We start from the raw sequence: 23,349 nt of genomic DNA on the forward strand, positions 1-23,349 counted from the left end.
GCTCGGCGGACGCGGGCCCGGAACGACCCGCGGAACACGTCCTAGGCGTAGGCGGCGAGGAAGGCGCGCTCGGTGGCGTCGAGCCGGCGGGCGCTCTGCGTGGCCACGTCGAAGCCCACCAGCACGGTCTTCGCGCGCAGGTACACGCGGTCGTCGTCCAGGATCTCGTAGGCGAGGGTGAAACTGGCGTTGCGCACCTCGGTCACCCACAGTTCCACGCGCACCGGGTCGGTCCGGGGGAGCAGGGGGGCCACGTAGTCCGCCTCCTGACGGGCCACGACCATGGCCCCGAACACCTCGTCGCCCTCGACCGCGCCGCCGTAGCGCAGGAACGAGACCCGGGCGTCCTCCAGGTAGGTGAGCATCCGGACGTTGTTCACGTGGTGCTGAGGGTCGAGGTCGGCGTAGCGGACCTGTGCGAGGTGCACGTGCCGCGCGGGGGCCGACCCGGTGCCGACGGCTCCGGCGTCGATCTGTGTCACGTCTGGGTCCTCTCGTGCTGCTCTCCCCGGGGGGCGTACGACTCCTCCGATTGTCTCAACGCCCCCCGGGGCGGGCCCCCTTCCCGGGTCCTCGATTCCTGTGTCGTTGCTCTCCCGGACCCGCCGGAGGAGGGCGTCAGTCCACGGAGAGGCCCAGGTGGTGGGCGAGGAAGGCCAGCTGTTCGGAGTTCAGTGACACACTGCGGCTCACCGAACGCGAGCTGTGGCCGACCTCGGCCTCCCTGCGCAGCAGGACGGGCCGTTCCCCCGCCGGGGCGGACGTGGCCTCCTGCATCGCCGCGCACAGTTTGCGGGCGTGCAGGGGGTCCACGCGCGTGTCGTTGTCGAACACGGTGAACAGGGTGGCCGGATAGCGGGTGCCTTCGCGGACGTTGTGGTAGGGCGAGTAGTCCAGGAGCCATCCGAGCTGCTCGGGGTCGTCCGCGGTGCCGTACTCGACGTTCCACAGCTGTCCGAGGCCGAACCTCTCGTAGCGGACCATGTCCAGGAGGGGCGCCGAGCAGACCGCGGCCGCGAACAGGTCCGGCCGCTGGGTGACCATGGCGCCGACCAGCAGCCCGCCGTTGCTGCCGCCCATCACGGCCAGCCGGTCCGGGGCGGTGACCCCGGTGGCGATCAGGTGCTCGGCCGCGGCCGCGCAGTCGTCGAAGACGTTCTGCTTGTGGGCCAGCATCCCCGAGCGGTGCCACTCCTCGCCCTCCTCCAGGCCGCCGCGCAGGTTGGCGACGACGTACACGCCGCCCGCGCGGGCCCAGGCCAGGGCCACCGCGGAGTAGGCGGGGGTGAGGGAGATCCGGAAGCCCCCGTACCCGTAGAGGATGGTGGGCCGCGGGCCCCCGGCGGGGGCGGAGGGCGACACGACGAGCATGCGCACGGGGGTGCCGTCGCCGGACGTGTAGGTGACCTGTTCGACCTTCACGTCCGGCAGGTCGATGTCCCCCGGGGCGTCGGCCCACACGGACACCCGTCCGGCGAGCGCGTCGTAGCGGTACACCGAGGACGGGTGGGTGTTGTCGGTGTAGCCGAACCAGGCCTCGTGGCCGCCCTCGGGGCGTTCCGAGAGGCCGCCGACCGTGCCCAGCCCGGGCATGTCCACGACGCCGAGGAGCTCCCCGGTGAGCAGGTCGCGCTGGGTGACCTCGCTGATCGAGTGGCGGCTGTGGGAGACCAGGAGCTCGGGGCGTTCGAGGGCGGGGCCGTCCAGGACGGCGTAGTCCTCCAGCACCGCCTCGGGCTCCTCGGGGACCAGGGTGGTCCAGTTCTCGTAACGGGGGTCGGCCGGATCGGTCACGCACACGCGCCCGCGCGGGGCGTCCCGGTCCGTCCGCAGGTACAGGCGTCCGTCCCGGCCCACGTGCCCCTCCAGGTCGGCGTCGACGCCCTCCTGGACGGGCACCAGGCGGGGGCGCTCCAGGTCCCCGTCGGACAGGTCGGCGATCCACATGTCGGTGGCCGAGGATGTCCCCCGGACCGCCTGGAGGATCAGCCAGCGGCCGTCGCGGCTCACGGAGGGGCTGAAGTACTCCGTCTTGTCCCTGCCGGAGCCGAAGACGAGGACGTCCTCCTCGGCCGGGCGCCCCAGCCGGTGCAGGTAGACGCGCCGGTGGTAGGCCTCCTCCCCGTCGGGGACCTCCTCCGGGGGCAGCCGCCGCACGTAGTAGAAGGCGGAGGAGTCCGGCAGCCACGCGATCGGGCTGTAGCGGGCCCGGTCGACGGGGCCGTCCACCAGGTCGCCGCTGTCGACGTCCACGACCCGCAGGACGGACTCCTCGTCCCCGCCCTCGGAGAGCTGGTAGGCGAGCAGGCGCCCGTCGGGGCCGGGCTTCCACGCGTCCAGGGTGGTCAGGCCCCCGGGGTCGAGTGCGCCGGGGTCGACCAGGACGCGCTCGGGCCCGTCGCCGTCGCGGACGTAGAGCACCGCGTGCTCCTGCTCGGCGGTCCGGCGGACGAAGAAGCTGCGGTCGCCGCGCCAGACGGGGGCTCCGACGGCTCCCGCGCCGAGGAGGGACCGGACCCCTTCGGCGAACCGGTCGCGCGCGGTGTAGTGCTCGGAGGCCTCGGCGTACAGGGCGTCCTGGGCCGCCGCCCACGCCTTCGTGGCGGTGGATCCGCCGTCCTCCAACCATCGGTAGGGGTCGCCGACCTCGTGGCCGTGCAGGTTTTCCAGGACGTCGAGCCGTTCGGCCGGGGGGTAGCGGAGTTCACGCATACTTCGCACTCTATCCATCGCTATCAACCCCCGGGTGTTCGGCGCGGCGTCAGGATGAAACGGGGTTTGTCGGGCGCACAATAGGACCACGAAAAGCGTCATCACGCGGTTTCTGGGCGGCCCGGCGTAAATTGGGGTGGCGCCGGGGCGGTCCCAACACGCAAACTGAATGCGGGACGCAACTCGGCGGGACCACCGGGAGGTCCGTGTGGCAAGGCGTACGGAAACACCGATCCTCGGATCGGTGCACAGGGAGGTCTCCTGGCTGGCCGAACGGCTGGCCGGGGAAGAGACACGGTCGTTCACCGCGACCGGGGCGACGCGATGAGCGCCCGAAGCGGCCGGGAGGGTGGCACAGGGACCGCCCGCCGCCACGTGCTGCTGCTCAACGCCAGCTTCGAACCACTGACGACACTGCCCCTGCGCAGGGCGATCCTCCTCGTCCTGCGGGAGAAGGCGGAAGTCGTCCATCAGGACGACACGGGGACGGTGCTGCACTCGGCGACGCGCTCCTACGACGTGCCGTCGGTCATCCGGCTCAGGCGCTACATCAGCGTTCCGTACAGTCGCAGGGTGCCCCTCACCCGGGTGGCGCTGATGAGACGGGACAGGCACGTGTGCGGCTACTGCGGGAAGAAGGCCGAGACCATCGACCACGTCATCCCGCGCAGCCGCGGCGGCGCGCACGTGTGGGAGAACGTGGTCGCGGCCTGCAAGCCGTGCAACCACCGCAAGGCGGACAAGTTCCTGGACGAGCTCGGCTGGGAGCTGCACATCACCCCCAAGGTGCCCAAGGGCCCCCACTGGCGGCTGATCAACGGCGACCTGCACGGCGACCCCCAGTGGGAGCCGTACATGGCCCACCTCGCGGCGTAGGCGTCCGGCCGGACGCACGGGCCGGCGAACGGGCTCCAGCGGTTCGGCGGGGCCGGAACCGGGCGTCCCACCCGGCCCCCGCCGCCCTTCCGCCCTCCGGCGCCGCCCCCACGGGCGGCCGGGGGGCGGCCGCGCGTCCCCGGGGGCGCCTCCGGGCACGGCCCGTCCCCGCCGGTCCCGCCCGGCGGGGACGGGCCGCGGCGGTCGCCGAAGGCGCCCGTCCGGCGAAGGGGCGGGCGGTGACGCGAGGGCGCGGCAGCCGTATTCTGGCGGCATGCCGAGATACGACTTCCGCTGCCGCGAGTGCGGTGACACCTTCGAGCTCTCCCGTCCGATGGCCGAGGCGGGCGACCCGGCCTCCTGCCCCCTGGGGCACGGCGACACCGTGCGGCTGCTGTCCACCGTGGCGGTGGGCGGACGGGCGTCCGCCCCCGCGCCCTCCGGGGGCGGGGGCTGTTGCGGGGGCGGCTGCTGCTCCTGAGCCCGCACGCCCCGGCCCCGTGCCCGCGGGGCCGGGGCGGCCGACCCGCCCGCCGCGGCGTCACGGACGGGGATGCGCGAGCAGGGGCGGCCCCGGCGGGGCCGCCCCTGCGCACTGCTCCCGGACCGGGTCCGGTCCCTACCCCTCGATCTGGGACACGTCGCGCGCGGCGCCGGTCGAGGCCGAGGTGGCCATCGCCGCGTAGGCGCGCAGCGCGGCCGTCACCGGCCGCTGACGGTCCCGGGGCCGGAACCGGCCCAGCTCCTTGAGCAGGCGCTCGCGCCGGGTGGCGAGCTCCTCGTCGGAGACCTCCAGGGAGATGCCCCGGTTGGGGATGTCGATCGTCACGGTGTCGCCGTCCTCGACCAGGGCGATGTCCCCGCCCGCAGCGGCCTCGGGGGAGGCGTGGCCGATGGACAGGCCCGACGTGCCGCCGGAGAAGCGTCCGTCCGTGATCAGGGCGCAGGCCTTGCCCAGGCCGCGGCCCTTGAGGAAGCTCGTCGGGTACAGCATCTCCTGCATGCCCGGACCGCCCTTGGGGCCCTCGTAGCGGATGACCACCACGTCACCGGGCACGATCCGCTTGTTGAGGATGCCGTCGACGGCGTCCTCCTGGGACTCGAACACCTTGGCGGGGCCGGAGAAGGTCCACAGCTCCTCCTCCACGCCCGCCGTCTTGACGATGGCGCCGTCCGGGGCCAGGTTGCCGAACAGCACGGCCAGGCCGCCGTCCTTGGTGTAGGCGTGCTCGACGGAGCGGATGCAGCCGTTCTCCCGGTCGGTGTCCAGGGTGTCCCACCGGGTGTCCTGGGAGTACGCCTTGGTGGTGCGCCGGCCCCCGGGGGCGGCGTGGAACAGCTCCACGGCCTCCGGCAGGACGGTGTCGGAGGTGATGTCCCACTCGGCGATGAACTCGCCGACGGTCTTGCCGTGCACCGTGGGCAGGGAGGTGTCGAGCAGCCCGCCGCGGGCGAGTTCGCCCAGGATGGAGGGGATGCCGCCCGCCCGGTGGACGTCCTCGATGTGGTACTTCTCGGTGTTGGGCGCGACCTTGCACAGGCACGGGACCCGCCGGGAGACCGCGTCGATCTCGTTCAGGCCGAACCCGACGCCGGCCTCGGTGGCGGCGGCCAGCAGGTGAAGGATCGTGTTGGTGGAGCCGCCCATGGCCACGTCCAGGGCCATCGCGTTGCCGAACGCCGCGGGGGTCGCGATGGACAGGGGCAGGACGGACTCGTCGTCGTCCTCGTAGTAGCGCTTGGCGGCCTCCACGACCAGCCGTCCGGCGTCCTCGTACAGGGCGCGGCGCGCGGTGTGGGTGGCGAGCACGGTGCCGTTGCCGGGCAGGGCCAGGCCCATCGCCTCGGTGAGGCAGTTCATCGAGTTCGCGGTGAACATGCCGGAGCAGGAGCCGCAGGTGGGGCAGGCGGCCTCCTCCAGCTCGTCCAGCTCCGCCTGGGAGACGCTCTCGTCGGCGGCGGCGATCATGGGGTTGATCAGGTCGAGCTTGCGGACGGTCGTGGCGGTGCCGTCGACGACCGTGACCTTGCCGGCCTCCATGGGCCCGCCGGAGACGAACACCGTCGGGATGTTGAGGCGCAGCGCGGCCAGCAGCATGCCGGGGGTGATCTTGTCGCAGTTGGACACGCACACCAGGGCGTCGGCGCAGTGGGCGTTGACCATGTACTCCAGGGAGTCGGCGATCAGCTCGCGGCTGGGCAGCGAGTACAGCATGCCGCCGTGGCCCATGGCGATGCCGTCGTCCACGGCGATGGAGTTGAACTCGCGGGGCACGCCGCCCGCCTCGCGGATCGCCTTGGCGACCACGTCCGCGACCTCGCGCAGGTGGACGTGGCCGGGCACGAACTCGGTGAAGCTGTTGGCCACGGCCACGATGGGCTTGCCGAAGTCCTCGCGCTCTACACCGGTCGCGCGCATGAGCGCACGCGCGCCTGCCATGTTCCTGCCGTGAGTGACCGTGCGTGAGCGTAGGGCTGGCATGGGGTGGGCTCCCATCGTTACGGGTGTTTCCCTTCGATGGTAGTCCCTCGTGAGAGCGGCTTCGGTCTCGGAGTGGAAGACTCGTGTTCCGGATCGTGAGACGAGCCTGGTCCCGCGCGCGGGAGGGCGGGCCGGAGGGGGAGGCCCGGGGCCGGGGGGCGGCTCCGCGGGGGCCGGTCCGGGCACGCGGGGGCCCGGGCGCCACGGCGTCGTGGTCCGTCCCGGGCCCGCACGGCGTCAGGGGGTGTCGGGGCGCCGAGGGGAGGCGCCCCCGTTCAGTACCGGGGGGGCAGGGCCTTCTCCGCGGCCCTGTAGATCTCCTCGATCTCGGTCTCGGTCAGTCGGTCCCGGCCGCTGCGCAGCCACTTGCGGACCTTCGTGCCGGTGATGATGTCCACGCCCCGCAGCCGGTGGCTGTCCCAGGGCATGCCGGGGCCGTAGATGGCCAGCGAGGCGCGCACCTTGATCTCGCGCCCGAGCTCGGTGCTGATCAGCTCCTCCGCCCGCTTGGCCTCCTCCAGCGCCTCGTCGATGCGCTCGTTCTTGCTGAACCTGCCGTGGTAGAGCTTCTCCAGCTTGTTGCGCAGCGGGAGGCGCTTGTCCCACGACTCGGAGTCGATCGCGAAGGCTCCGCGCCGGCCCACGATGAAGTGGTCGATCTGCCCGTTGCCGCCCGGCACGGCGCGGGCGTGGAGCACCCGGTAGCCGAGCTGCTTCATGACCTTGAGCTGGACCTCGGTGCGCCGCTGCGCGGCCGAGGGCTTGCGCCAATGGGGGATCTCCGACTCGCGCCGGGAGTAGTACACCATCGTGCCGACCAGGGTCAGGAGCCCGAGCGTGGCGCCGAGGCGCCAGTCGGAGGTGAGGAGCCCGAAGACCACGGTGACCGCGGCCGCGGCGCCCCCGCGCACGATCCACTTGCGCGCGGACTGGTTCTCCTTGAGGGCGCCGTACACGGCTCTGGTGCCGGAGGCTTCCTTGTTCTTGCGCTGATTGGGGAAGAAGAGGGTCTCGGGCCCCTCCTTCGCCGCTTCCCGGGGGGCTTGGCCCTGGTCGTTCGCTCTGGTTGCCGATTCCACGTCGGACAGGTTAGTTGGATCCATATCCGAGTCCTAGTGCATTACTTCTCACACTTTTGTTCCCTTACGGTTCGGTGTCGACAGGTGTCGAATACACCGGGCCAGGGAATGGTCAGGGGTTCGTCGATCTCTCTGGAGAACTGTTGTCCTCCTTCGTGGTGCCCGGTGTAGTGCCCACTAACCTGGGTCGGCATGACCCAGATCCACGACCTTCCGGCGCACCGGCTCGCGGCGATGGTCCGCAGTCGCGAACTGTCCCCTCCTGAGATAACTGAGCACTATCTGCACCGGATCGAACGGTACGAACCGCACTATGGTGCGTACATTACGGTCACGTCAGAAAAGGCGCTGGAACAAGCCCGGTACGCGGAGAAACGTCAGATGGGCGACACGCCGGACGCGCTTCCGCCGCTCCTCGGCGTCCCCCTCCCCGTCAAGGACCTCGACCCCGTCGCCGGGGTCCGCTTCACGCAGGGCTCCGCCCTCCACCGCGACACCGTGGCGCCCGCCGACTCGGACCTGGTGGCGAGGCTCCGCGCGGCCGGCACCGTCATGGTGGGGAAGACCAACACCCCCGAGTTCGGCTCCAGCTGCTACACGGAGAACGACGTCGCGCCGCCCACCCGCAACCCGTGGAACACCGACCTCTCGCCCGGAGGCTCCAGCGGCGGCGCCGCCGCGGCCGTCGCCGCGGGGCTGGCCCCGGCCGCGCACGGCAGCGACGGCGGCGGCTCGATCCGCATCCCGGCCTCGGCCTGCGGACTCTTCGGGCTCAAGCCCACCCGGGGCCGGGTCTCGGGGGCGCCGTTCAAGCCCGACCTCCTCGGCCTGTCCACCGCGGGCCCCCTCACCCGCGACGTCCGGGACGCCGCGCTCCTCCTGGACGCCATGGCGTTCTCCCGGCCCGGGGACCTCTACCCCGCTCCGCCGGCGGACGGGCCGTTCACCGACCACGTGGACCGCGAACCGGGCCGCCTGCGCATCGGCGCCCACGCCTCCACGGGGTCCTCGGGCATCCCCGTCCACCCGGAGGTGCTGGCCGCCCACGCGGAGGCGGTCCGCCTGCTGGAGGACCTCGGCCACGACGTCGAGGAGGTCCCGGAGCCCGGCGACGCCCACTTCGGGGGCGCCTTCGCCGAGGACTTCCAGGTGGTGTGGGCCGCCATGGCCTCGGCCTCCCCGGTTCCCCCCGGGCGCGAGGGAGAACTCGGTCCCCTCAACCGCCGGCTGCGCGAGCGGGCCCGGTCCACGCCGGTCCCCGACTACATCGCGGCCTGCGCCCGGCTCCAGCGCGGGGTCCGCTCCCTGGCCGCGGCGACCGCTCCCTACGACGCGGTGCTGACGCCCACCCTGGCGCAGCCCCCGGTCCCGCTGGGCCACTTTTCCGCGGGCGGGCCGGAGGAGGAGTTCGGGAGGATGACCGCCTTCACGCCGTTCACGTCGGTGTACAACGTCTCGGGCCAGCCCTCGGTGAGCGTCCCCCTGCACTGGACGGCCGGCGGCCTGCCGATCGGTTCCATGCTCACCGGCCGGATGGGCGGCGAGGGCGTCCTGCTGGCGCTGTCGGCCCAGATCGAGCGGGCCAGGCCCTGGGCCCACCGGGTCCCGCCGGGCTGGAACGGCTGAGCGCGCGCCGCGGCGTCAGCGGCGCCCGTCGTGCGGGGCGACCGCTGCCCCGGCGCCCGGGGCCGCCCCGTGGACCGGGGGCGCGTCCAGGACGGGGGCGACCTCGGCCGCCGACGGGCCGTCGTCCGACCCGGTGGCGGGCCGGGGCAGGAACAGGCTCAGCACCGCGGCGACCAGGACCAGGCCGGCGGCGCCGACCACGCCGCCGACGATGCCGTTGCCGTCGATCAGGGCACCGGTGAGCGGGCCGGCGACCGCGCCGCCGGTCCCCATCGCCGTGGCCGTCCAGCCGAAGGCCTCCGCCCTGCGGTGGGACGGCGCCGTGTCGCCGACGCGTCCCATCACCGCAGCCAGGGTCGGGGCGAGGGCCAGCCCGGACACGAACAGCAGCGGCGTGATGAACAGCGGGCTGGGCAGGTGCGTGATCGGCGGTACGAAGGGGATCAGGATCGCCAGCCCGAAGGCCGCCGCGAAGCTGCGCAGCGCCAGGCGGGGGCGCCCGCGCAGGGCCCCCGCGACCACGCCGCCCACGAGCGACCCCGCCGCCCAGACGGAGGCCATCACCATCACGTACTGGGGCGCGTCGAGCTCGTTGGCCCAGGCCACGATGACCAGGTCCATGCCGATGACGCCGGAGACCATGAGCAGGCACATCGCGAAGACCGCGCACAGGGCGGGGTGGAACAGCAGGCTCCTGCGGGAGCGCGGGTCCTGCGCCGCCCCGCCCCCGCCCGCCTCGGCGGGGGCGGGGCCGGTCACCCCGGCCCTGCGCAGCGACCACGCGAAGCCCACGGAGCCGAGGAGGCCCAGCGCGGCGAGGAGGAACAGCGCCCAGCGCGGACCGGCCGCCGCCACCACGCCGGCGATGAGCACGGGGGAGAAGATGAAGAGCAGCTCCTGGGTGGTCGCCTCGGCCGCGTAGACGGCCTGCCTCTCGGGCCCGCGTGTGAGGCGCGGCCACAGGGCCCGCACGATCTGGTTGGCGGGCGTGCCGAACAACCCCGTCACCAGGGCCAGCGGGAGCGACAGCCACCACAGCGGCGCCGGGAGCAGGGCCAGGGCCACGAGCCCCACGCTGAACACCAGGCCGCACACCAGTACCAGCCGGTCGGTCCCTCCCCGGTCCGCCATGCGCCCGCGCAGCGGTCCCACGAGGGCCATGCCGAGGGTGAAGGCGCCCGCCACCAGCCCCGCGAGGGTGTAGGAGCCCGTCCAGCCCTCGACCAGGAACGTGACCGCGATCATCAGGCCCGGGGTGTAGAAGCGGGCGGCCAGGGACCAGGAGAGGAGGGACAGGACGTGGGGCACGGCGAAGAGCCGCCGGTAGTTAGCGAGCACACCATGATTATGCAGACGTATCGTCCTCCGGGCCATTCGATAAGCGCCCTGTTCAGGGCCGACGCCGTCACGTTCCGCGGAGTCTTCTCGCACCGTGTCCGCCGACCCCGGCCGCGGACACGTTCTGGCCCCACGCCGGGACGGCCTCCGGTGTACGGGGCACCGGGTAGGGCATGATCGGGTTCTGTGAGGGACGTTCAGCTGGCCCGGGTGGCCGAGCGGTACGGGGTCGCGACGAGCTACGAGGACTGGCGGGGACGGCGGGTCCCGGTCGGCCCCGACACCATCCGCCATGTACTGCGGGCGCTGGGGGTGGACCCGGAGGCGCCCGGCGCCGCCGCGCCCCGCGGCCTGCTGCCCCCGGCGGTCGTCGTCCGCGAGGGCAAGGCGCCCGACCTGGTGCTCCCGGGCGGCGCGCGCAGCGTCGTCGAGACCGCCGACGGCTCCCTGCTGCCCTTCGACCCCGGCCTCCCGCTCGGCTCCCACGTGCTCCGGGTCACGGACGGAGGCGTCGAACACCACGCGCCCCTGCTCGTCGTCCCCGACCGGCTCGACCCCGGCGCGCTGAGGGACCGACCGCGCCTGTGGGGGGTCATGGCCCAGGTCTACAGCGTCAGGTCCCGCGCCTCCTGGGGCACCGGGGACCTGCGCGACCTGGCCGAGCTCGCCGACTGGAGCGCCCGCGACCTGGGCGCCGACTTCACCCTGGTCAACCCGGTGCACGCCACCGAGCCGCTGCCGCCGGTCGAGCCCTCGCCCTACCTGCCGGTCAGCCGCCGCTACGCCAGCCCCCTGTACATCCGGGTGGAGGACGTCCCCGAGTACGCCCGGCTCGACCCCGCCCGCAGGGAGGGGGTCCAGCGGCTGGCCCGCCCCCTGCGCGAGCGGGGCCGCACCGCGGACCTGCTCGACCGGGACGAGGTCTGGAAGGCCAAGCGCACCGCCCTGGAGGTGCTCTTCGAGGTCCCCCGCGCCCCCGGGCGGGAGGCGGCCCTGCGCGCCTACCTCGAACGCGAGGGACGTCCGCTCGTCGAGTTCGCGACCTGGTCGGCGCTGGCGGAGGAGTACGGGGACGACTACCGGGCCTGGCCCGCGGACCTGCGCGACGCGGGCTCCCGCGCCGTGGGCGCGGAGGCCCTGCGCCGCTGGCCCGCCGTGGAGTTCCACCGCTGGCTCCAGTGGGTCCTCGACGAGCAGCTCGCCCAGGCCCAGGCCACGGCCAGGACCGGCGGGATGGGCGTCGGCATCGTGCACGACCTCGCCGTCGGCGTGCAGGCCGGCGGGGCGGACGCGTGGATGTACGGCGACGCCCTGGTCCCGGGGCTGCGCGTCGGCGCGCCACCGGACGAGTCCAACCGGCTGGGCCAGGACTGGGGCCAGCCTCCCTGGAACCCGGTGCGGCTCGCCGAACGCGGCTACGCGCCGTTCCGGCAGATCCTCGACCAGGCCCTGCGCCACGCGGGCGGGGTCCGGATGGACCACGCCATGGGCATGTTCCGGCTGTGGTGCGTGCCCGAGGGCGCCTCCGCCGACCAGGGCACCTACCTCAGATTCGACCACGAGGGCATGGTGGGGACGCTCGTCCTGGCCGCGCACCTGGCGGACGCCGTCGTCGTCGGGGAGGACCTGGGCGCCGTCGAACCGTGGGCGCGCGACCACCTCGCCGACCGGGGCGTGCTGGGCACGTCCGTCCTGTGGTTCGAGCAGGACGGCGACGGGGAGCCGCGCAGGCCCGGGGCCTGGCGCGCCGACTGCCTCGCCACGGTGGCCACGCACGACCTGCCCCCGGTGGCGTCGTTCCTCTCCGCCGAGCACGTGGAGCTGCGCGACCGGCTGGGCCTCCTCGGGCGGCCGGTGGAGGAGGAGCGGGCCGAGGCGGAGACTCGGGTCGAGCGCTGGCGGCGGCTGCTGGTGGACCTGGGCCTGCTCGACGAGGACGTGGACCCCGTCGCCGACCCGGCCGCTGTGGTGGCGGCCATGCACGCCTATCTGGTGGCGACCCCGGCCCGCATGATCGGGGTGGCGCTGACCGACGTGGTGGGGGAGCGGCGGATGCAGAGCCAGCCCGGCACCACCACCGAGTACCCGAACTGGCGCATCCCGCTCACCAGCGCTGAGGGGGAGCCGGTGCTCGTGGACGAGCTGCTGGCCGACCCCCGCATGGTGGCGCGCATCCGGCGCACCCTCGGACCGGTCGGGGGAGGGCACGGCCGCGCGCTGTAGGAGGCCCTGACACAACGGCGGCCCCGGGGGACGCCCCCGGGGCCGCCGCGTCCGCCTCTAGGCGCGGGCCTGGCCCGCGGCGATGTCGACGGCGCGGGCGCGCAGCGCGCGCTCCACGCCCGCGCGGCCCTCGATCAGCAGGCGGCGGAGCGCCGGAGCGGGGGAGGCCTCCGCGATGTAGGCGTCCGTGCGCTCCAGGGTCGCCTCCTCCACCAGCCCGCTCGGGTACACCACCTCGGCGAAGGTCTGGGCGAACTCGCCCGTCCACTTCTCCCACGCCGGGGCCAGCTGCGCGAAGTACTTCTCCATGTAGGGCCGGTACAGCTCGGCCTGGCCGGGCTCGGTGAAGCCCATCAGGACCGCGCGGAACTCGGCGTTGGCCAGCTCCTCGCCCACGATCCGCTCCCACGCGGCGGCCTTGGCCGCGGCGGTGGGGATCGCGGCGCGGGCGCCGGCGGCGTGCCGCTGGCCCGCCGCGGTCGGGTCGGACTCCAGCTCGGCGGCGATCTCCGCCTCGCCGGCCTCCCCGGCGGCGACCAGGCGGCGCAGCAGCGTCCACCGCAGGTCGGTGTCCACGGTCAGCCCGTCCACGGTGATCGCGCCGTCCAGCAGGCCCCGGACCAGGGACAGGTGGGCGTCGCTCGCGGCCGTGCCCGCCAGCGCGTTGGCGTAGGCGAGCTGGAGGTCCCCTCCGGGCTCGGCCGAGGTCAGCAGCTCGCGCAGCCGGTCGGAGAGCTGCTCGAAGCCGAACGGGCGCCACGCGGGGTCGGCGTACATGTGCAGGGCGGAGGACGCCTGGCGCAGCAGGGTCTGCGCCACCATCACGTCGTCGACGCCGCTGATCCCGGAGATCACCAGGGCCACGTAGTCGCGGGCGGCCATCTCGCCGTCACGGGTCATGTCCCAGGCCGCGCCGAAGGCCAGGGCCCGCGGCAGCGACTCGCGGATCTCACCGGCGCCCTCCACCACCGTGCGCAGGGAGCGCTCGTCGAGGCGGAGCTTGGTGAAGGTGAGGTCGTCGTCGTTGATCAGCACCAGGTCCGGCTGGACCTTGCCGACCAGCTCGGGGACGTCGGTGCGCGCGCCGCTGACGTCCAGCTCCACGCGCTCGCGCCGCGCGATGCCCTCAGGGGTGCGGTCGTACAGCCCGATCGCGAGGCGGTGCGAGCGCAGCGTCGGGTGCCCGGGGTCGGCCTCCTGGAGCACGGCGAACGACGTGAAGGCCCCGTCGGCGTCCACCTCGAACTCCGGGCGCATCGTGTTGACGCCCGTGGTCTCCAGCCACTCGCGCGACCAGCCGGACAGGTCCCGCCCGGAGGCGGCCTCCAGGTGCTTGAGGAGGTCCTTCAGCTCGGTGTTGCCGAACGCGTTCTCCTTGAAGTAGGCGCGCACGCCGGCGAAGAACGCGTCCACGCCCACGTACGCGGCGAGCTGCTTGAGCACCGAGGCGCCCTTGGCGTACGTGATGCCGTCGAAGTTGACCTCGACCGCCTGGATGTCGACCATGTCGGCGGCGATCGGGTGCGTGGAGGGCAGCTGGTCCTGGCGCAGCGCCCAGGACTTCTCCACGTTCGCGAACGTCGTCCAGGCGTCGGTCCACTTGGTGGCGTTGGCCTGGCAGTACACGCTGGCGTAGGTCGCGAACGACTCGTTCAGCCACAGGTCGTCCCACCAGCGCATGGTGACCAGGTCACCGAACCACATGTGCGCCATCTCGTGCAGGATCGTCTCCGCGCGGCGCTCGTAGCGCGCGTCGGTGACCCGGGACCGGAAGACGTAGTCCTCCAGGAAGGTGACCGCGCCCGCGTTCTCCATGGCGCCCGCGTTGAACTCCGGGACGAACAGCTGGTCGTACTTGCCGAACGGGTACCGCAGGTCGAACAGGCCGTGGAAGAAGTCGAACCCCTGCTTGGTGACCTCGAACAGGGCCTCGGAGTCCAGGTGCTCGGCGAGCGAGGCGCGGCAGTACAGCCCCAGCGGGATGCCGTCGTGCTCGTCGCGCACCACGTGGTACGGGCCCGCGATGAGCGCGGTGATGTAGGTGGACACCACCGGCGTGGCGGGGAAGTGCCAGCGCACCCGCTCCCCGCCGGCCGCCTCGCGCACCACGTCGGGGGCGCTGTTCGACACGACCTCCCACGACGGGGGGGCGAACACCGTCAGCTCGAAGGTGGCCTTCAGGTCGGGCTGGTCGAAGCACGTGAACATGCGGTGCGCGTCCGCCGTCTCGAACTGCGTATACAGGTACACGGAGTCGTCCACGGGGTCGACGAAGCGGTGCAGGCCCTCGCCGGTGCGCATGTACGCCGCGTCGGCGACGACCGTCAGCTCGTTCTCGGCCGCCACCTCGGGAAGCACGAGGCGCTCGCCGTCGAACAGTTCGGCCGGGTCGAGCTCGGCGCCGTTCAGCGTCGCCGTGAGCACCTTCGGGGCGGCCAGCTCGATGAACGTCCGAGCACCCGGCTCCGAGCTGGAGAAGCGGACCACGGTGGTGGACCGGAAGGTCTCGTCACCGGTGGTCAGGTCGAGCTCCACGGCGTAGGAGTCCACGCCGAGAATCCGCGCCCGCTCCTGAGCCTCGTCCCGTGTCAGGTTCCCTGCCACGCCACGCTCCCTCCACGGCCGCCGTCCCCGCCGGCCGGATCGTTGCCGACCACGGCGAGTCCGCCGCGTGGGTGGAGCGTCGTCGGGCCGGGGGTCGTCTTCACTCGGCATCGATCCTGCCACGCGCACGGGCGGAATGCGCAACCGATGGCCGGGGTTGCCTACCTACGACGTGAAGTTCCGTCCCCCGCGTCCGATCCGAGGAGCAGCGATGACGCAGACCGCCGACCCCAGCAGCGGGTCCGAGACCGTGTACGCCGACATGTGGTTCGACCCCGCGTGCCCGTGGGCGTGGATCACGTCGCGCTGGCTCGTCGAGGTGGAGAGGGTCCGCCCGGTGAGGGTCCGCTGGCACGTGATGAGCCTGGGCGTCCTCAACGAGGGCAGGGACCTGCCGGAGGACTACAGGAAGTCCCTGGACGGGTCGTGGGCCGCCGTGCGCGTGTGCGTCGCGGCCGAGCAGCGCTTCGGCCCCGAGGTCCTCGGAAGCCTGTACACCGCCCTGGGCACCCGGTTCCACAACGGCGCCGAACCGCGGAACGCGGACACGATCCGCGCCGCGCTCGCGGACGCGGGCCTGCCCGAGGACCTGGCGGAGGCGGCGGAGGGCACCGGGTACGACGAGGCCCTGCGCGCCTCGCACGCGGAGGCCATGAAGCTGGTCGGCGAGGACGTCGGCACCCCCGTCGTCCGGGTGGAGGACGTGGCCTTCTTCGGCCCGGTCGTCACGCCCGTGCCACGCGGCGAGGAGGCCGGGAAGCTGTGGGACGGCGTCCGCCTGGTCGCCGGGACCGACGGGTTCTTCGAGCTCAAGCGGACCCGCACCCGCAACCCCGTCTTCGACTGAGCGCCCCGGGCCCCGTGCGCCCCGGTGGGCCGGGCGCACGGGGCCCGGGCCGCCGCCCGGAGCGGAGGGACACGGTCCCGGGGGCCGGGACGGCACGGCACACTGGAAGCGGGCCCGGCGGGGGGCCGGCCCGGTTCCGGACACCCGTCCGCGCCGCTCCGGGCCCCGGACGCCGGAGCCCCGACCCACCGCAGAGCGAAGGACCGCACATGCCCGGACCCGACGACGACCGCAGGGTCGAGTTCCTCGACGACCTCGACATCCTGCCCGACACCACCAGCGACGAACGCGGAGTGGGCTGGGGCGAGGACTCCGAGGAGGACTCCACCGCGAGGCTCATCGCCGACCGCCCCCCGCACTGGGGCTGACCCGGGGCCGGAGCCATCCGTGGAACCACGGGCGGACGACCCCGCCCGGGCCCCGCCCTGGCCAACCCGAATCACGTTCTGCCACAGTGGGGCCATGCGATCCCTCTACATCGACGGCGCCTGGCGCGACTCCGCCTCCGACGAGGCCCTTGACGTGGTGAACCCGGCGACAGAGCAGGTCATCGACACCGTTCCGGCCGGAGCCGCCGAGGACGTCGAGGCCGCGGTCGAGGCCGCGGCCGCCGCCTTCCCGGCCTGGTCCGCGCTGACCCCGGGGCAGCGCGTCACCCACCTGGCCAAGGCCCACGAGCTGTTCGGCGCCCGCATCGACGACATCGCCGCCGAACTCACCCGGGACATGGGCGCGCCCGCGGTGTTCTCACGCAGGGTGCAGGCGGGCCTGCCCGAGCTCATGTTCCGGACCTACATCGACCTGGTCGAGGAGGCCGGGGAGCGCTACTTCGGCGGCGAGACCGTCGGGAACTCCCTGGTCGTGCGCGAGCCGGTCGGCGTCGTCGGCGCCATCACACCGTGGAACTACCCGCTCCACCAGATCGTCCTCAAGGTCGTCCCCGCCCTCCTGGCGGGCAACACCGTCGTCCTCAAGCCCAGCGAGATCGCCCCGCTCAGCGCCTACGCCCTCGCCAAGGTGTTCCACGACGCCGGGCTGCCCGCCGGGGTGTTCAACCTCGTGTCCGGCACCGGACCGGTCGTGGGGGAGGCCATCGCCGCCCACCCGCGCGTGGACATGGTGTCCTTCACCGGCTCGACCCGCGCCGGGACCCGGGTCAGCCAGGTGGCCGCCGAGACCGTCAAGAGGGTCGCGCTCGAACTGGGCGGCAAGTCGCCCAACGTCATCCTGCCCGGCGCCGACCTCGCGAAGGCGGTCAGGCGCGGCGTCGCCGACGTCATGCGCAACACGGGCCAGAGCTGCAACGCGCTCACCCGCATGCTGGTCCACCGCGACAGCTACGAGGAGGCGGTCTCCCTCGCGGCCGAGTCCGCCGCCAAGTACGTGCCCGGCGACCCGGAGGACGAGTCCACCCGCCTGGGACCGCTCGTCTCCGCAGCCCAGCTGGAGAAGGTCCGCGGCTACGTCCGGCTCGGTGTGGAGGAGGGCGCCCGCCTGGTCACGGGGGGCCACGAGCCCGTCGAGGGCCGGGACCGGGGCTACTACGCCAGGCCCACCGTCTTCGCCGACGTGCGCAACGACATGCGCATCGCCCAGGAGGAGATCTTCGGCCCGGTGCTGGTCATGATCCCCTACGACACGGAGGAGGAGGCCGTCGCCCTCGCCAACGACACCGTGTACGGGCTCAACGCCGCCGTGTGGTCCGCCGACCGCGAGAGCGGGCTCGCCGTCGCCCGCAGGCTGAGGGCGGGGCAGGTCGAGCTCAACGGCGGCGCGCTCAACCCCCGGGCGCCCTTCGGCGGCTACAAGCGCTCGGGGAACGGCCGTGAGTGGGGACTGCCCGGCCTGGAGGAGTTCTGCGAGGTCAAGGCCGTCCAGATGTGACGCCCAGGGGTCGGGGGCCGCGTCCGGTGTGCGCGGTCTCACGGCCCCCGGCCGCCCGTCCGAGGAATCGGCCCCGGTGACGGCCGCGTTGTGGGGTGTGGAAAAATTCCGTCTGGTCATCCCTGGTCGAACCCAATGAGGTGTGAGTTGAGCAGCAAGCCCGCGGTCTCCAAGGCAGGCCCCATCGGCAAGGACATCAAGTCGATGATCGTCTACAACGCCGTCGCCGTCATCTCGATGGCGCTCTTCGCCGTCCTGGGCCTGAGCGTGGCCGCCGCCGCCTCCGGCGCGGTCTGAGCGGACCCGCGCACGACGGCGCCCCGGCCGCGTCCCCGGACGCGGGGCGGGGCGCCGTGCCCGTCACCCCCGTGACCTGCCAGACTGGACACGTGCGTGTTTACCTTGGATCAGATCATGCGGGCTTCGAGCTCAAAGAACACCTCGTCTCCTGGCTGAAGGAGCGGGGCCACGACGTGGTCGACGCGGGACCCCGCGTCTACGACGCGGTCGACGACTACCCGCCCTTCGTCCTGCGCGCCGCCGAGGGCGTCGCCGCGGACCCCGGCTCGCTGGGCGTCGTCATCGGCGGCTCCGGGAACGGCGAGCAGATCGCCGCCAACAAGGTCAGGGGCGTCCGCGCCGCCCTGGCCTGGAGCGAGCAGACCGCCCGCCTGGCGCGCGAGCACAACGACGCCAACGTGCTCGGCATCGGCGGACGGATGCACTCCCTGGAGGAGGCGGCCCGCTTCGTGGAGGTCTTCCTCGCCACCCCGTACAGCGACGAGGAGCGGCACACCCGCCGCATCGCGATGCTGACCGGCTACGAGGAGACAGGCGAACTGCCGCCCCTCCCGTAACCCCGCTCCACGCCCCCGCGCGGCCGCCCCGGCCCAGCGCGGGGGCGTTCCGCTGTCCGGGCCGCGTCCGCGCCGACCCCGAAAGCCCACCCGCGGCCGCACGGCCCTGGTGGGGCGGGGGACGCTGTGAGACCCTGGGGTCCGGCCGCGCCCCCGGGACGCGCGCCGGGCCCCGCCACCCGGCCGCGGGCGAGTCCGGTCACCGCACAGTGTCCGAGAAGGGTGTACATCCCCGGAAAACAGGGCCGTTCCCCGGGACCGGGGAAGTGCCCGACTCCGTACGCTCGGTTATCGGCTGAACCCAAACCCTCGGTTTGGGGGAGAACACCGCTGGTTGCACGTGCCAGGGCGACATTCCGCGCGCTACAGTTCGTGCACAGTGGCGGGCCCTCGTTGTCCGCGGCACGGTGGTGCCCGTCGAGCGGCGTCTCCAGCCACCACGACCGGGGAGTGCCCCACACCGCCCCCGGCCCGCCGAACAGGTGCCCGGTGGCGACGCGGCCCCCGCGGCCGTCCGACCGTGCCGTCCGACCGCGCCGCCCGAGAGGGCGACCCCGCTGGTGAGCGGGTGCGCCGATGATGAGGATCCATGAAGCCCACACCGACCGCCAAGACCACCCGGCTCCTGCGCTCCTTCGCGCAGAGGCTCGTCGCGGTGCTCCGGCGCAAGGTGCTGTTCCGCTACAGGCTCGTCCTCATCACCCTCGTCGCCCTGGCCGTCGGCGTCGGCGTCGGCGCCGTGTGGGGCCCCTCCGGGTGGTTCCCGCCCAGTTCCACGATCCTCACCGTCCTCGCGGGCGGACTCCTCCTCAAGCGCAAGAGCCTGGCCTTCCTGCTCGGCGTGGTCGCCGCCGTCCTGGTCTTCGTCGCCTACATGCTCGACTTCGGGCAGGTCGGCCCCGGCCTGCTGGTCACGATCGGCGTCACCGCCGTCCTCTCCTACCTGCTGTCGGGCGTGCGCGAACGCCTGGGGGTGCAGGGCCTCAGCGGAGAGATGATGCTGTTGGACCTGCGCGACCGGCTCCGGCACCAGGGCCGCATGCCCCGGCTCCCCGAGGGGTGGGGGCGCACCGCCGTCCTCCGCCAGGCCGGCGGCTCCTCCTTCGGAGGGGACTTCGTCGTCTCCATCCGCAGGGAGGAGCGGCTGGACGTGGCCGTGGTGGACGTCTCCGGCAAGGGCGTGGACGCCGGGACCCGGGCGCTCATGCTCTCCGGGGCCTTCAGCGGACTCATCGGGGCGGTGCCCACGGGCGACTTCCTCTCCCACTGCAACGACTACCTGATGCGCAACAGCGGCGGCGAGGGCTTCGTGACCGCCGTGCACCTCAGTGTGGACCTCGACACGGGCGAGTACCAGATCGCCTCCGCTGGCCACCCGCCCGCGCTGCACTACGACAGCGGCGGCGGGCTCTGGAGCACGACCGAGGCCAAGGGCGTGGTCCTCGGGGTCATCCCCGAGATGACCTACACGTCCGTCCAGGGCAAGCTCCGCCCCGGCGACGCCATCATGCTCTGCACCGACGGTCTCATCGAAACCCCTGGTGAGGACCTCGACGCGGGGATCGACCGGCTGCTCGGCGAGGCAGAGCGACTCGTCCCCCACGGGTTCGCCACCGGGGCCGGGGAGCTCGTCGACACCCTGTCCAAGGACAAGAACGACGACTGCGCCCTCGTCGTCCTCTGGCGGGACTGAGCCGCCCGGGCCGCGCCGCGTGGGTGTGCGGTGCGGCGTCCGAGCCGGCCTGGGGGTAGGGTCGGACTGCTCCCCGTCCCCGCGTACGGCGGTCGGTCCGTACACGTCCCCGGAACGCCGTGCCCGCCCCCGCAGCCCCCGGGCGCCAACTCCCACGGCCCACCACACCAGTGACGACGGGACCGGAGCGGGCCCTCCACAGGCCCACCGCTATCCGAAGACTGGTGCCGCCCGCGGGTCCTCCCGCAGGGCGTAGGAGACGCGAGGGGGTGCTTCGCATGTCAGAAGGCGAGCGCGCTGAAGAACTGACCGATCTGGTCGAGAACAACGACCTGACCGGGATCCGGCTCTGGTTGGCCGAGCACAGGCCCTACGAGATCGCCGACGAACTCTCACGTATGGCCGGGGGCGAGGCGATCATCCCGTTCCGGCTCCTGGACAAGGACCGCGAGCTGGAGGTCTTCGAGGAACTCGACCCCAGCCAGCAGCAGGCCATCCTGCTCGGCCTCCGCGACAGCGCCTTCCACGAGATCCTGGAGGAGATGGACCCGGACGACCGGGCCCGCCTCATCGGGGAGGCGCCGGCGAAGATCGCCACCCGGGCCCTGGCCGGCCTCAGCCCCGCCGAGCGCAAGATGACCGCCGCCCTCCTGGGGTACCCCGAGGACGCCGTCGGCCGCTTCATGACCCCGGAGACCGTCATCCTGCACCGCGACCTGACGGTGCACCGCGCCCTGGAGGTCGTGCGCGCCCGGGGGGCGGACGCCGAGACCATCTACACCCTGCCGGTGGTGAGCGACGGCCGCCGCCTGGTCGGCACCGTGACCCTGGGGGACCTGGTCGTCAGCGACGAGGACCGGCTGCTCAAGGACATCGTCGACGTGTTCGCCCCCCGCGTCGGCGCCTCGGAACCGGCGGAGGACGCCGCACGCCTGATGCAGGAGGCCAACCTGGTCTCCCTGGCCGTGGTGGACTCCGAGGACCGGTTCGTGGGCCTGCTGACCTTCGACGACGCCCTGGAGGTCATCGAGGCCGCCGACTCCGAGGACATGGCCCGGCAGTCCGGCGCCAGCCCCGTCGGCGACCACTACGTCTCCGTCAGCGTGCTGCGGCTCGTGGGCGCGAGGTCGGTCTGGCTGATGCTGCTCATCGTCGCGGCCACGCTGACGGTCAACGTCATGCAGGCGTTCGAGGCCACGCTGGAGGAGGTCACGGCCCTGGCGATGTTCGTGCCGATGCTCATCGGCACCGGCGGGAACGTCGGCGCCCAGTCGGCCACCGCCATCGTGCGCGCCCTGGCCGTGGGCGAGGTGCGGGTGCGCGACCTCCCCCGGGTCATCTGGAAGGAGGCGCGGGTCGGGCTGCTCCTGGGCATCATGCTCGCGGGCCTCGCCCTGGTCATCGGCTCCCTGCTCGTCGGGTTCGCCGTCGCCGCGGTGGTGGCGTGCTCGGTGATCGCCGTGTGCACGTGGGCGGCGGTCATCGGATCGGCCATGCCGCTGCTCGCGCGCAAGGTCGGCGTGGACCCCGCCGTGGTGTCCTCCCCGATGGTGGCGACCCTCGTGGACGCCACCGGCCTGATCATCTACTTCTCCATCGCCCGTCTCGTCCTCGGTATCTGATCCGCCGGGACCGACCGCCCGGCCTGCGCAATCCGCATGAAGAGGGTGTGAACCGGGTATCGCGTCAGGAGCAGGACGGATCTAGGGGGGATTCCATGTCCGGTACCGGAGATGCGTTCAAGAGGCTGAAGAAGGCCGTCGACGACAACGCAGAGAAGGCCCAGGGGCTGGTCGGCAAGGCAGCCGACGCGGCGAAGAGGGCCACGGGAGGTGCCCACGACGACAGGATCGACAAGGGGGCCGGAGCCGCGACGGAGTACCTGCGCAAGCGTGCACGGGAGGACAGGAAGTAGCGTCGGCCGCCGTGCGTGAGCGGGGCGGGCGGGGTGCGTCCACAATGGAGGATGCCCTCACCCGCCCCGTTCCCTTCCCCCGACCCGGACGAGCCGGCCGCCCCGCAGGGGGCGCCGTCCGTGCCGCGGCCCCCGGCGGCCCTCCCCGCCCCACCCGGCACGAGGGACCGGGAGGCCGTGCCGGATCCGGCCGACAGCCGTGCTCCCGCCGTGGTTTCGGACGCCTCGAACACACCGGTACGCGGAAGGGGTCCGAGCGGCTCCCGCGACCCCCGAGTCCCGGACGGGCCCGGCGGTCCCCGGCGCCCGGGCGGAGCCGGGCGGGGAGGCGGACGCCTGCCGGTCCTGGCCGCCAGGGTCCGCATGCCGCTGATGTGGGCCGCCACCCTCCTCCTGCTCGCGGGCTACGCCGGCGTGCCCTGGTGGGCGGGCGCCGGGCTGCTCGTCGCGGCCCTGGCCGTGTACCTGAGGCTGGGCACGGTGCGGCGCGAGCCCAGGACGGTGCTGCCGCCGGTGCGCGGCAGGTGGATGGCGCTCACGAGCCCCGTCGACGGGACCCCGAGCCAGGGGAGCCACGCCTACGGGCAGACCTATGCGCTCGGCCTGGTCGCCGAGCCCGGGGGAGGGGCCCGGCCCGACATCGCCTGGCGTCCGCTCAGCCGCCCGCCGGAGGACTTCCCGGCCTTCGGCAGGGCCGTGTACGCCCCCGCCGACGGCACGGTGGTCACCGCGCACGACGGCCGGCGCGACCACCGCAGCCGCAACTCCTGGCCGTGGCTCTTCGGAGCGGTGGTGGAGAACACCCTGCGGGAGCTGCGCGGCCCCTCGGGGATGCTCGGCAACCACCTGGTGATCGACGTCGGGGGCGGCGACCACCTGCTCCTCGGCCACCTGGCTCGGGGCTCCCTGGCGGTCGGGCGCGGGGACAGGGTGCGGGCGGGGCAGGTGGTGGCCAGGTGCGGGAACTCGGGGGCGTGCACCGAACCGCAGGTACGGGTGCAGCTCATGGACCACAGGCGGCCGCTGTTCGCGGCGGGCCTGCCCCTCGTGTGGGCCCCGGGCTGGAACGGCCGGGACGGCGGGGCGGGGCTGCCGGAGACCTGGCGGCCCGTCGTGGTCGAGGGCCCCGGCTCCGAGGAGGTACCCGCTGGTCAGGAGGTCGGGGGAGACGATTACGCTGGTGAGGTAAGGCGAACCTCACGAAACCGGTGAG

General features: G+C 73.3%; 19 protein-coding genes. 13 read left to right on the forward strand and 6 right to left on the reverse strand.

Translation table 11 applies throughout. From position 1 onward, the window contains the following. Nucleotides 1-41: 41 nt before the first annotated feature. Both ACIRPH_RS16070 and ACIRPH_RS16075 read right to left on the reverse strand, forming a co-directional pair. On the reverse strand, nucleotides 42-482 hold the full coding sequence (locus ACIRPH_RS16070) for a thioesterase family protein (protein WP_267948569.1): 441 nt from the start codon (nucleotides 480-482) through the stop codon (nucleotides 42-44). A 136-nt stretch (nucleotides 483-618) separates the two neighbouring features. After that, nucleotides 619-2,712 (reverse strand): prolyl oligopeptidase family protein, encoded by a 2,094-nt coding sequence (locus tag ACIRPH_RS16075; RefSeq protein ID WP_402914697.1) that lies wholly within the window; start codon nucleotides 2,710-2,712, stop codon nucleotides 619-621. Nucleotides 2,713-3,087: 375 nt separating this feature from the next. On the opposite strand from ACIRPH_RS16075, the gene ACIRPH_RS16080 reads away from it, so the two are divergent. Beyond that, on the forward strand, nucleotides 3,088-3,588 hold the full coding sequence (locus tag ACIRPH_RS16080; RefSeq protein WP_267950275.1) for an HNH endonuclease: 501 nt from the start codon (nucleotides 3,088-3,090) through the stop codon (nucleotides 3,586-3,588). Between the two features lie 274 nt (nucleotides 3,589-3,862). Further along, nucleotides 3,863-4,069 (forward strand): zinc ribbon domain-containing protein, encoded by a 207-nt coding sequence (locus ACIRPH_RS16085; RefSeq protein WP_402914699.1) that lies wholly within the window; start codon nucleotides 3,863-3,865, stop codon nucleotides 4,067-4,069. A 138-nt stretch (nucleotides 4,070-4,207) separates the two neighbouring features. Here the strand turns inward: ACIRPH_RS16085 and ilvD are convergent, their stop codons facing one another. Together ilvD and ACIRPH_RS16095 are read right to left on the reverse strand one after the other, a co-directional pair. After that, nucleotides 4,208-6,070 (reverse strand): dihydroxy-acid dehydratase, encoded by a 1,863-nt coding sequence (gene ilvD / locus ACIRPH_RS16090; protein WP_402914701.1) that lies wholly within the window; start codon nucleotides 6,068-6,070, stop codon nucleotides 4,208-4,210. Nucleotides 6,071-6,345: 275 nt separating this feature from the next. After that, nucleotides 6,346-7,149 (reverse strand): nuclease-related domain-containing protein, encoded by an 804-nt coding sequence (locus ACIRPH_RS16095; protein ID WP_402914704.1) that lies wholly within the window; start codon nucleotides 7,147-7,149, stop codon nucleotides 6,346-6,348. Between the two features lie 192 nt (nucleotides 7,150-7,341). On the opposite strand from ACIRPH_RS16095, the gene ACIRPH_RS16100 reads away from it, so the two are divergent. Continuing rightward, nucleotides 7,342-8,775, forward strand: coding sequence for an amidase (locus tag ACIRPH_RS16100; RefSeq protein ID WP_402914706.1), 1,434 nt, complete (start codon nucleotides 7,342-7,344; stop codon nucleotides 8,773-8,775). A 15-nt stretch (nucleotides 8,776-8,790) separates the two neighbouring features. Here the strand turns inward: ACIRPH_RS16100 and ACIRPH_RS16105 are convergent, their stop codons facing one another. Continuing rightward, complete coding sequence (locus ACIRPH_RS16105; protein WP_402914708.1) at nucleotides 8,791-10,113, reverse strand: MFS transporter; 1,323 nt, start codon at nucleotides 10,111-10,113, stop codon at nucleotides 8,791-8,793. A 186-nt stretch (nucleotides 10,114-10,299) separates the two neighbouring features. On the opposite strand from ACIRPH_RS16105, the gene malQ reads away from it, so the two are divergent. Beyond that, nucleotides 10,300-12,336, forward strand: coding sequence for a 4-alpha-glucanotransferase (gene malQ / locus ACIRPH_RS16110; RefSeq protein WP_402914711.1), 2,037 nt, complete (start codon nucleotides 10,300-10,302; stop codon nucleotides 12,334-12,336). Between the two features lie 57 nt (nucleotides 12,337-12,393). Here malQ and pepN read toward each other — a convergent pair whose 3' ends face one another. Beyond that, entirely contained in the window at nucleotides 12,394-14,940 is a 2,547-nt protein-coding gene (gene pepN, locus ACIRPH_RS16115; RefSeq protein ID WP_402914714.1) for an aminopeptidase N, read from the reverse strand. A 211-nt stretch (nucleotides 14,941-15,151) separates the two neighbouring features. On the opposite strand from pepN, the gene ACIRPH_RS16120 reads away from it, so the two are divergent. The 9 genes from ACIRPH_RS16120 to ACIRPH_RS16160 all read left to right on the forward strand — a co-directional run bounded on the left by ACIRPH_RS16120 (nucleotide 15,152) and on the right by ACIRPH_RS16160 (nucleotide 23,348). Continuing rightward, the gene (locus ACIRPH_RS16120; protein ID WP_402914717.1) at nucleotides 15,152-15,787 is read left to right on the forward strand and encodes a DsbA family protein; all 636 of its coding nucleotides are present in this window, start codon (nucleotides 15,152-15,154) and stop codon (nucleotides 15,785-15,787) included. Nucleotides 15,788-15,996: 209 nt separating this feature from the next. Continuing rightward, nucleotides 15,997-16,155: a hypothetical protein gene (locus ACIRPH_RS16125; RefSeq protein ID WP_267948579.1), complete on the forward strand. Its 159-nt coding sequence runs from the start codon at nucleotides 15,997-15,999 to the stop codon at nucleotides 16,153-16,155. Nucleotides 16,156-16,249: 94 nt separating this feature from the next. Beyond that, nucleotides 16,250-17,671, forward strand: a complete 1,422-nt coding sequence (locus tag ACIRPH_RS16130) for an aldehyde dehydrogenase family protein (protein WP_402914721.1) — start codon at nucleotides 16,250-16,252, stop codon at nucleotides 17,669-17,671. A 147-nt stretch (nucleotides 17,672-17,818) separates the two neighbouring features. Continuing rightward, the gene (locus tag ACIRPH_RS16135; protein ID WP_267948581.1) at nucleotides 17,819-17,968 is read left to right on the forward strand and encodes a hypothetical protein; all 150 of its coding nucleotides are present in this window, start codon (nucleotides 17,819-17,821) and stop codon (nucleotides 17,966-17,968) included. Nucleotides 17,969-18,060: 92 nt separating this feature from the next. Then, on the forward strand, nucleotides 18,061-18,528 hold the full coding sequence (locus tag ACIRPH_RS16140) for a ribose-5-phosphate isomerase (RefSeq protein ID WP_402914724.1): 468 nt from the start codon (nucleotides 18,061-18,063) through the stop codon (nucleotides 18,526-18,528). 589 nt (nucleotides 18,529-19,117) lie between these two features. Continuing rightward, on the forward strand, nucleotides 19,118-20,221 hold the full coding sequence (locus tag ACIRPH_RS16145; RefSeq protein ID WP_402914726.1) for a PP2C family protein-serine/threonine phosphatase: 1,104 nt from the start codon (nucleotides 19,118-19,120) through the stop codon (nucleotides 20,219-20,221). 278 nt (nucleotides 20,222-20,499) lie between these two features. Continuing rightward, nucleotides 20,500-21,843, forward strand: a complete 1,344-nt coding sequence (gene mgtE, locus ACIRPH_RS16150) for a magnesium transporter (protein WP_402914729.1) — start codon at nucleotides 20,500-20,502, stop codon at nucleotides 21,841-21,843. 95 nt (nucleotides 21,844-21,938) lie between these two features. Beyond that, nucleotides 21,939-22,136: an antitoxin gene (locus tag ACIRPH_RS16155; RefSeq protein WP_267948585.1), complete on the forward strand. Its 198-nt coding sequence runs from the start codon at nucleotides 21,939-21,941 to the stop codon at nucleotides 22,134-22,136. A gap of 363 nt (nucleotides 22,137-22,499) precedes the next feature. Then, the gene (locus tag ACIRPH_RS16160; RefSeq protein ID WP_402914732.1) at nucleotides 22,500-23,348 is read left to right on the forward strand and encodes a peptidoglycan DD-metalloendopeptidase family protein; all 849 of its coding nucleotides are present in this window, start codon (nucleotides 22,500-22,502) and stop codon (nucleotides 23,346-23,348) included. Nucleotide 23,349 lies beyond the last annotated feature (1 nt).

Origin of the sequence: Nocardiopsis sp. NPDC101807 (genome assembly GCF_044766605.1) — a bacterium.
GTDB classification, from domain to species: domain Bacteria; phylum Actinomycetota; class Actinomycetes; order Streptosporangiales; family Streptosporangiaceae; genus Nocardiopsis; species Nocardiopsis tropica.

Bases quoted from the DNA above. Each gene is read 5' to 3' on its own strand.
- ilvD (WP_402914701.1), bottom strand. From the start codon at position 6,070: ATGCCAGCCCTACGCTCACGCACGGTCACTCACGGCAGGAACATGGCA.
- ACIRPH_RS16085 (WP_402914699.1), top strand. From the start codon at position 3,863: ATGCCGAGATACGACTTCCGCTGCCGCGAGTGCGGTGACACCTTCGAG.
- mgtE (WP_402914729.1), top strand. From the start codon at position 20,500: ATGTCAGAAGGCGAGCGCGCTGAAGAACTGACCGATCTGGTCGAGAAC.
- ACIRPH_RS16125 (WP_267948579.1), top strand. From the start codon at position 15,997: ATGCCCGGACCCGACGACGACCGCAGGGTCGAGTTCCTCGACGACCTC.
- ACIRPH_RS16120 (WP_402914717.1), top strand. From the start codon at position 15,152: ATGACGCAGACCGCCGACCCCAGCAGCGGGTCCGAGACCGTGTACGCC.
- ACIRPH_RS16145 (WP_402914726.1), top strand. From the start codon at position 19,118: ATGAAGCCCACACCGACCGCCAAGACCACCCGGCTCCTGCGCTCCTTC.
- ACIRPH_RS16155 (WP_267948585.1), top strand. From the start codon at position 21,939: ATGTCCGGTACCGGAGATGCGTTCAAGAGGCTGAAGAAGGCCGTCGAC.
- ACIRPH_RS16100 (WP_402914706.1), top strand. From the start codon at position 7,342: ATGACCCAGATCCACGACCTTCCGGCGCACCGGCTCGCGGCGATGGTC.
- ACIRPH_RS16075 (WP_402914697.1), bottom strand. From the start codon at position 2,712: ATGCGTGAACTCCGCTACCCCCCGGCCGAACGGCTCGACGTCCTGGAA.
- ACIRPH_RS16130 (WP_402914721.1), top strand. From the start codon at position 16,250: ATGCGATCCCTCTACATCGACGGCGCCTGGCGCGACTCCGCCTCCGAC.
- ACIRPH_RS16160 (WP_402914732.1), top strand. From the start codon at position 22,500: ATGCCGCTGATGTGGGCCGCCACCCTCCTCCTGCTCGCGGGCTACGCC.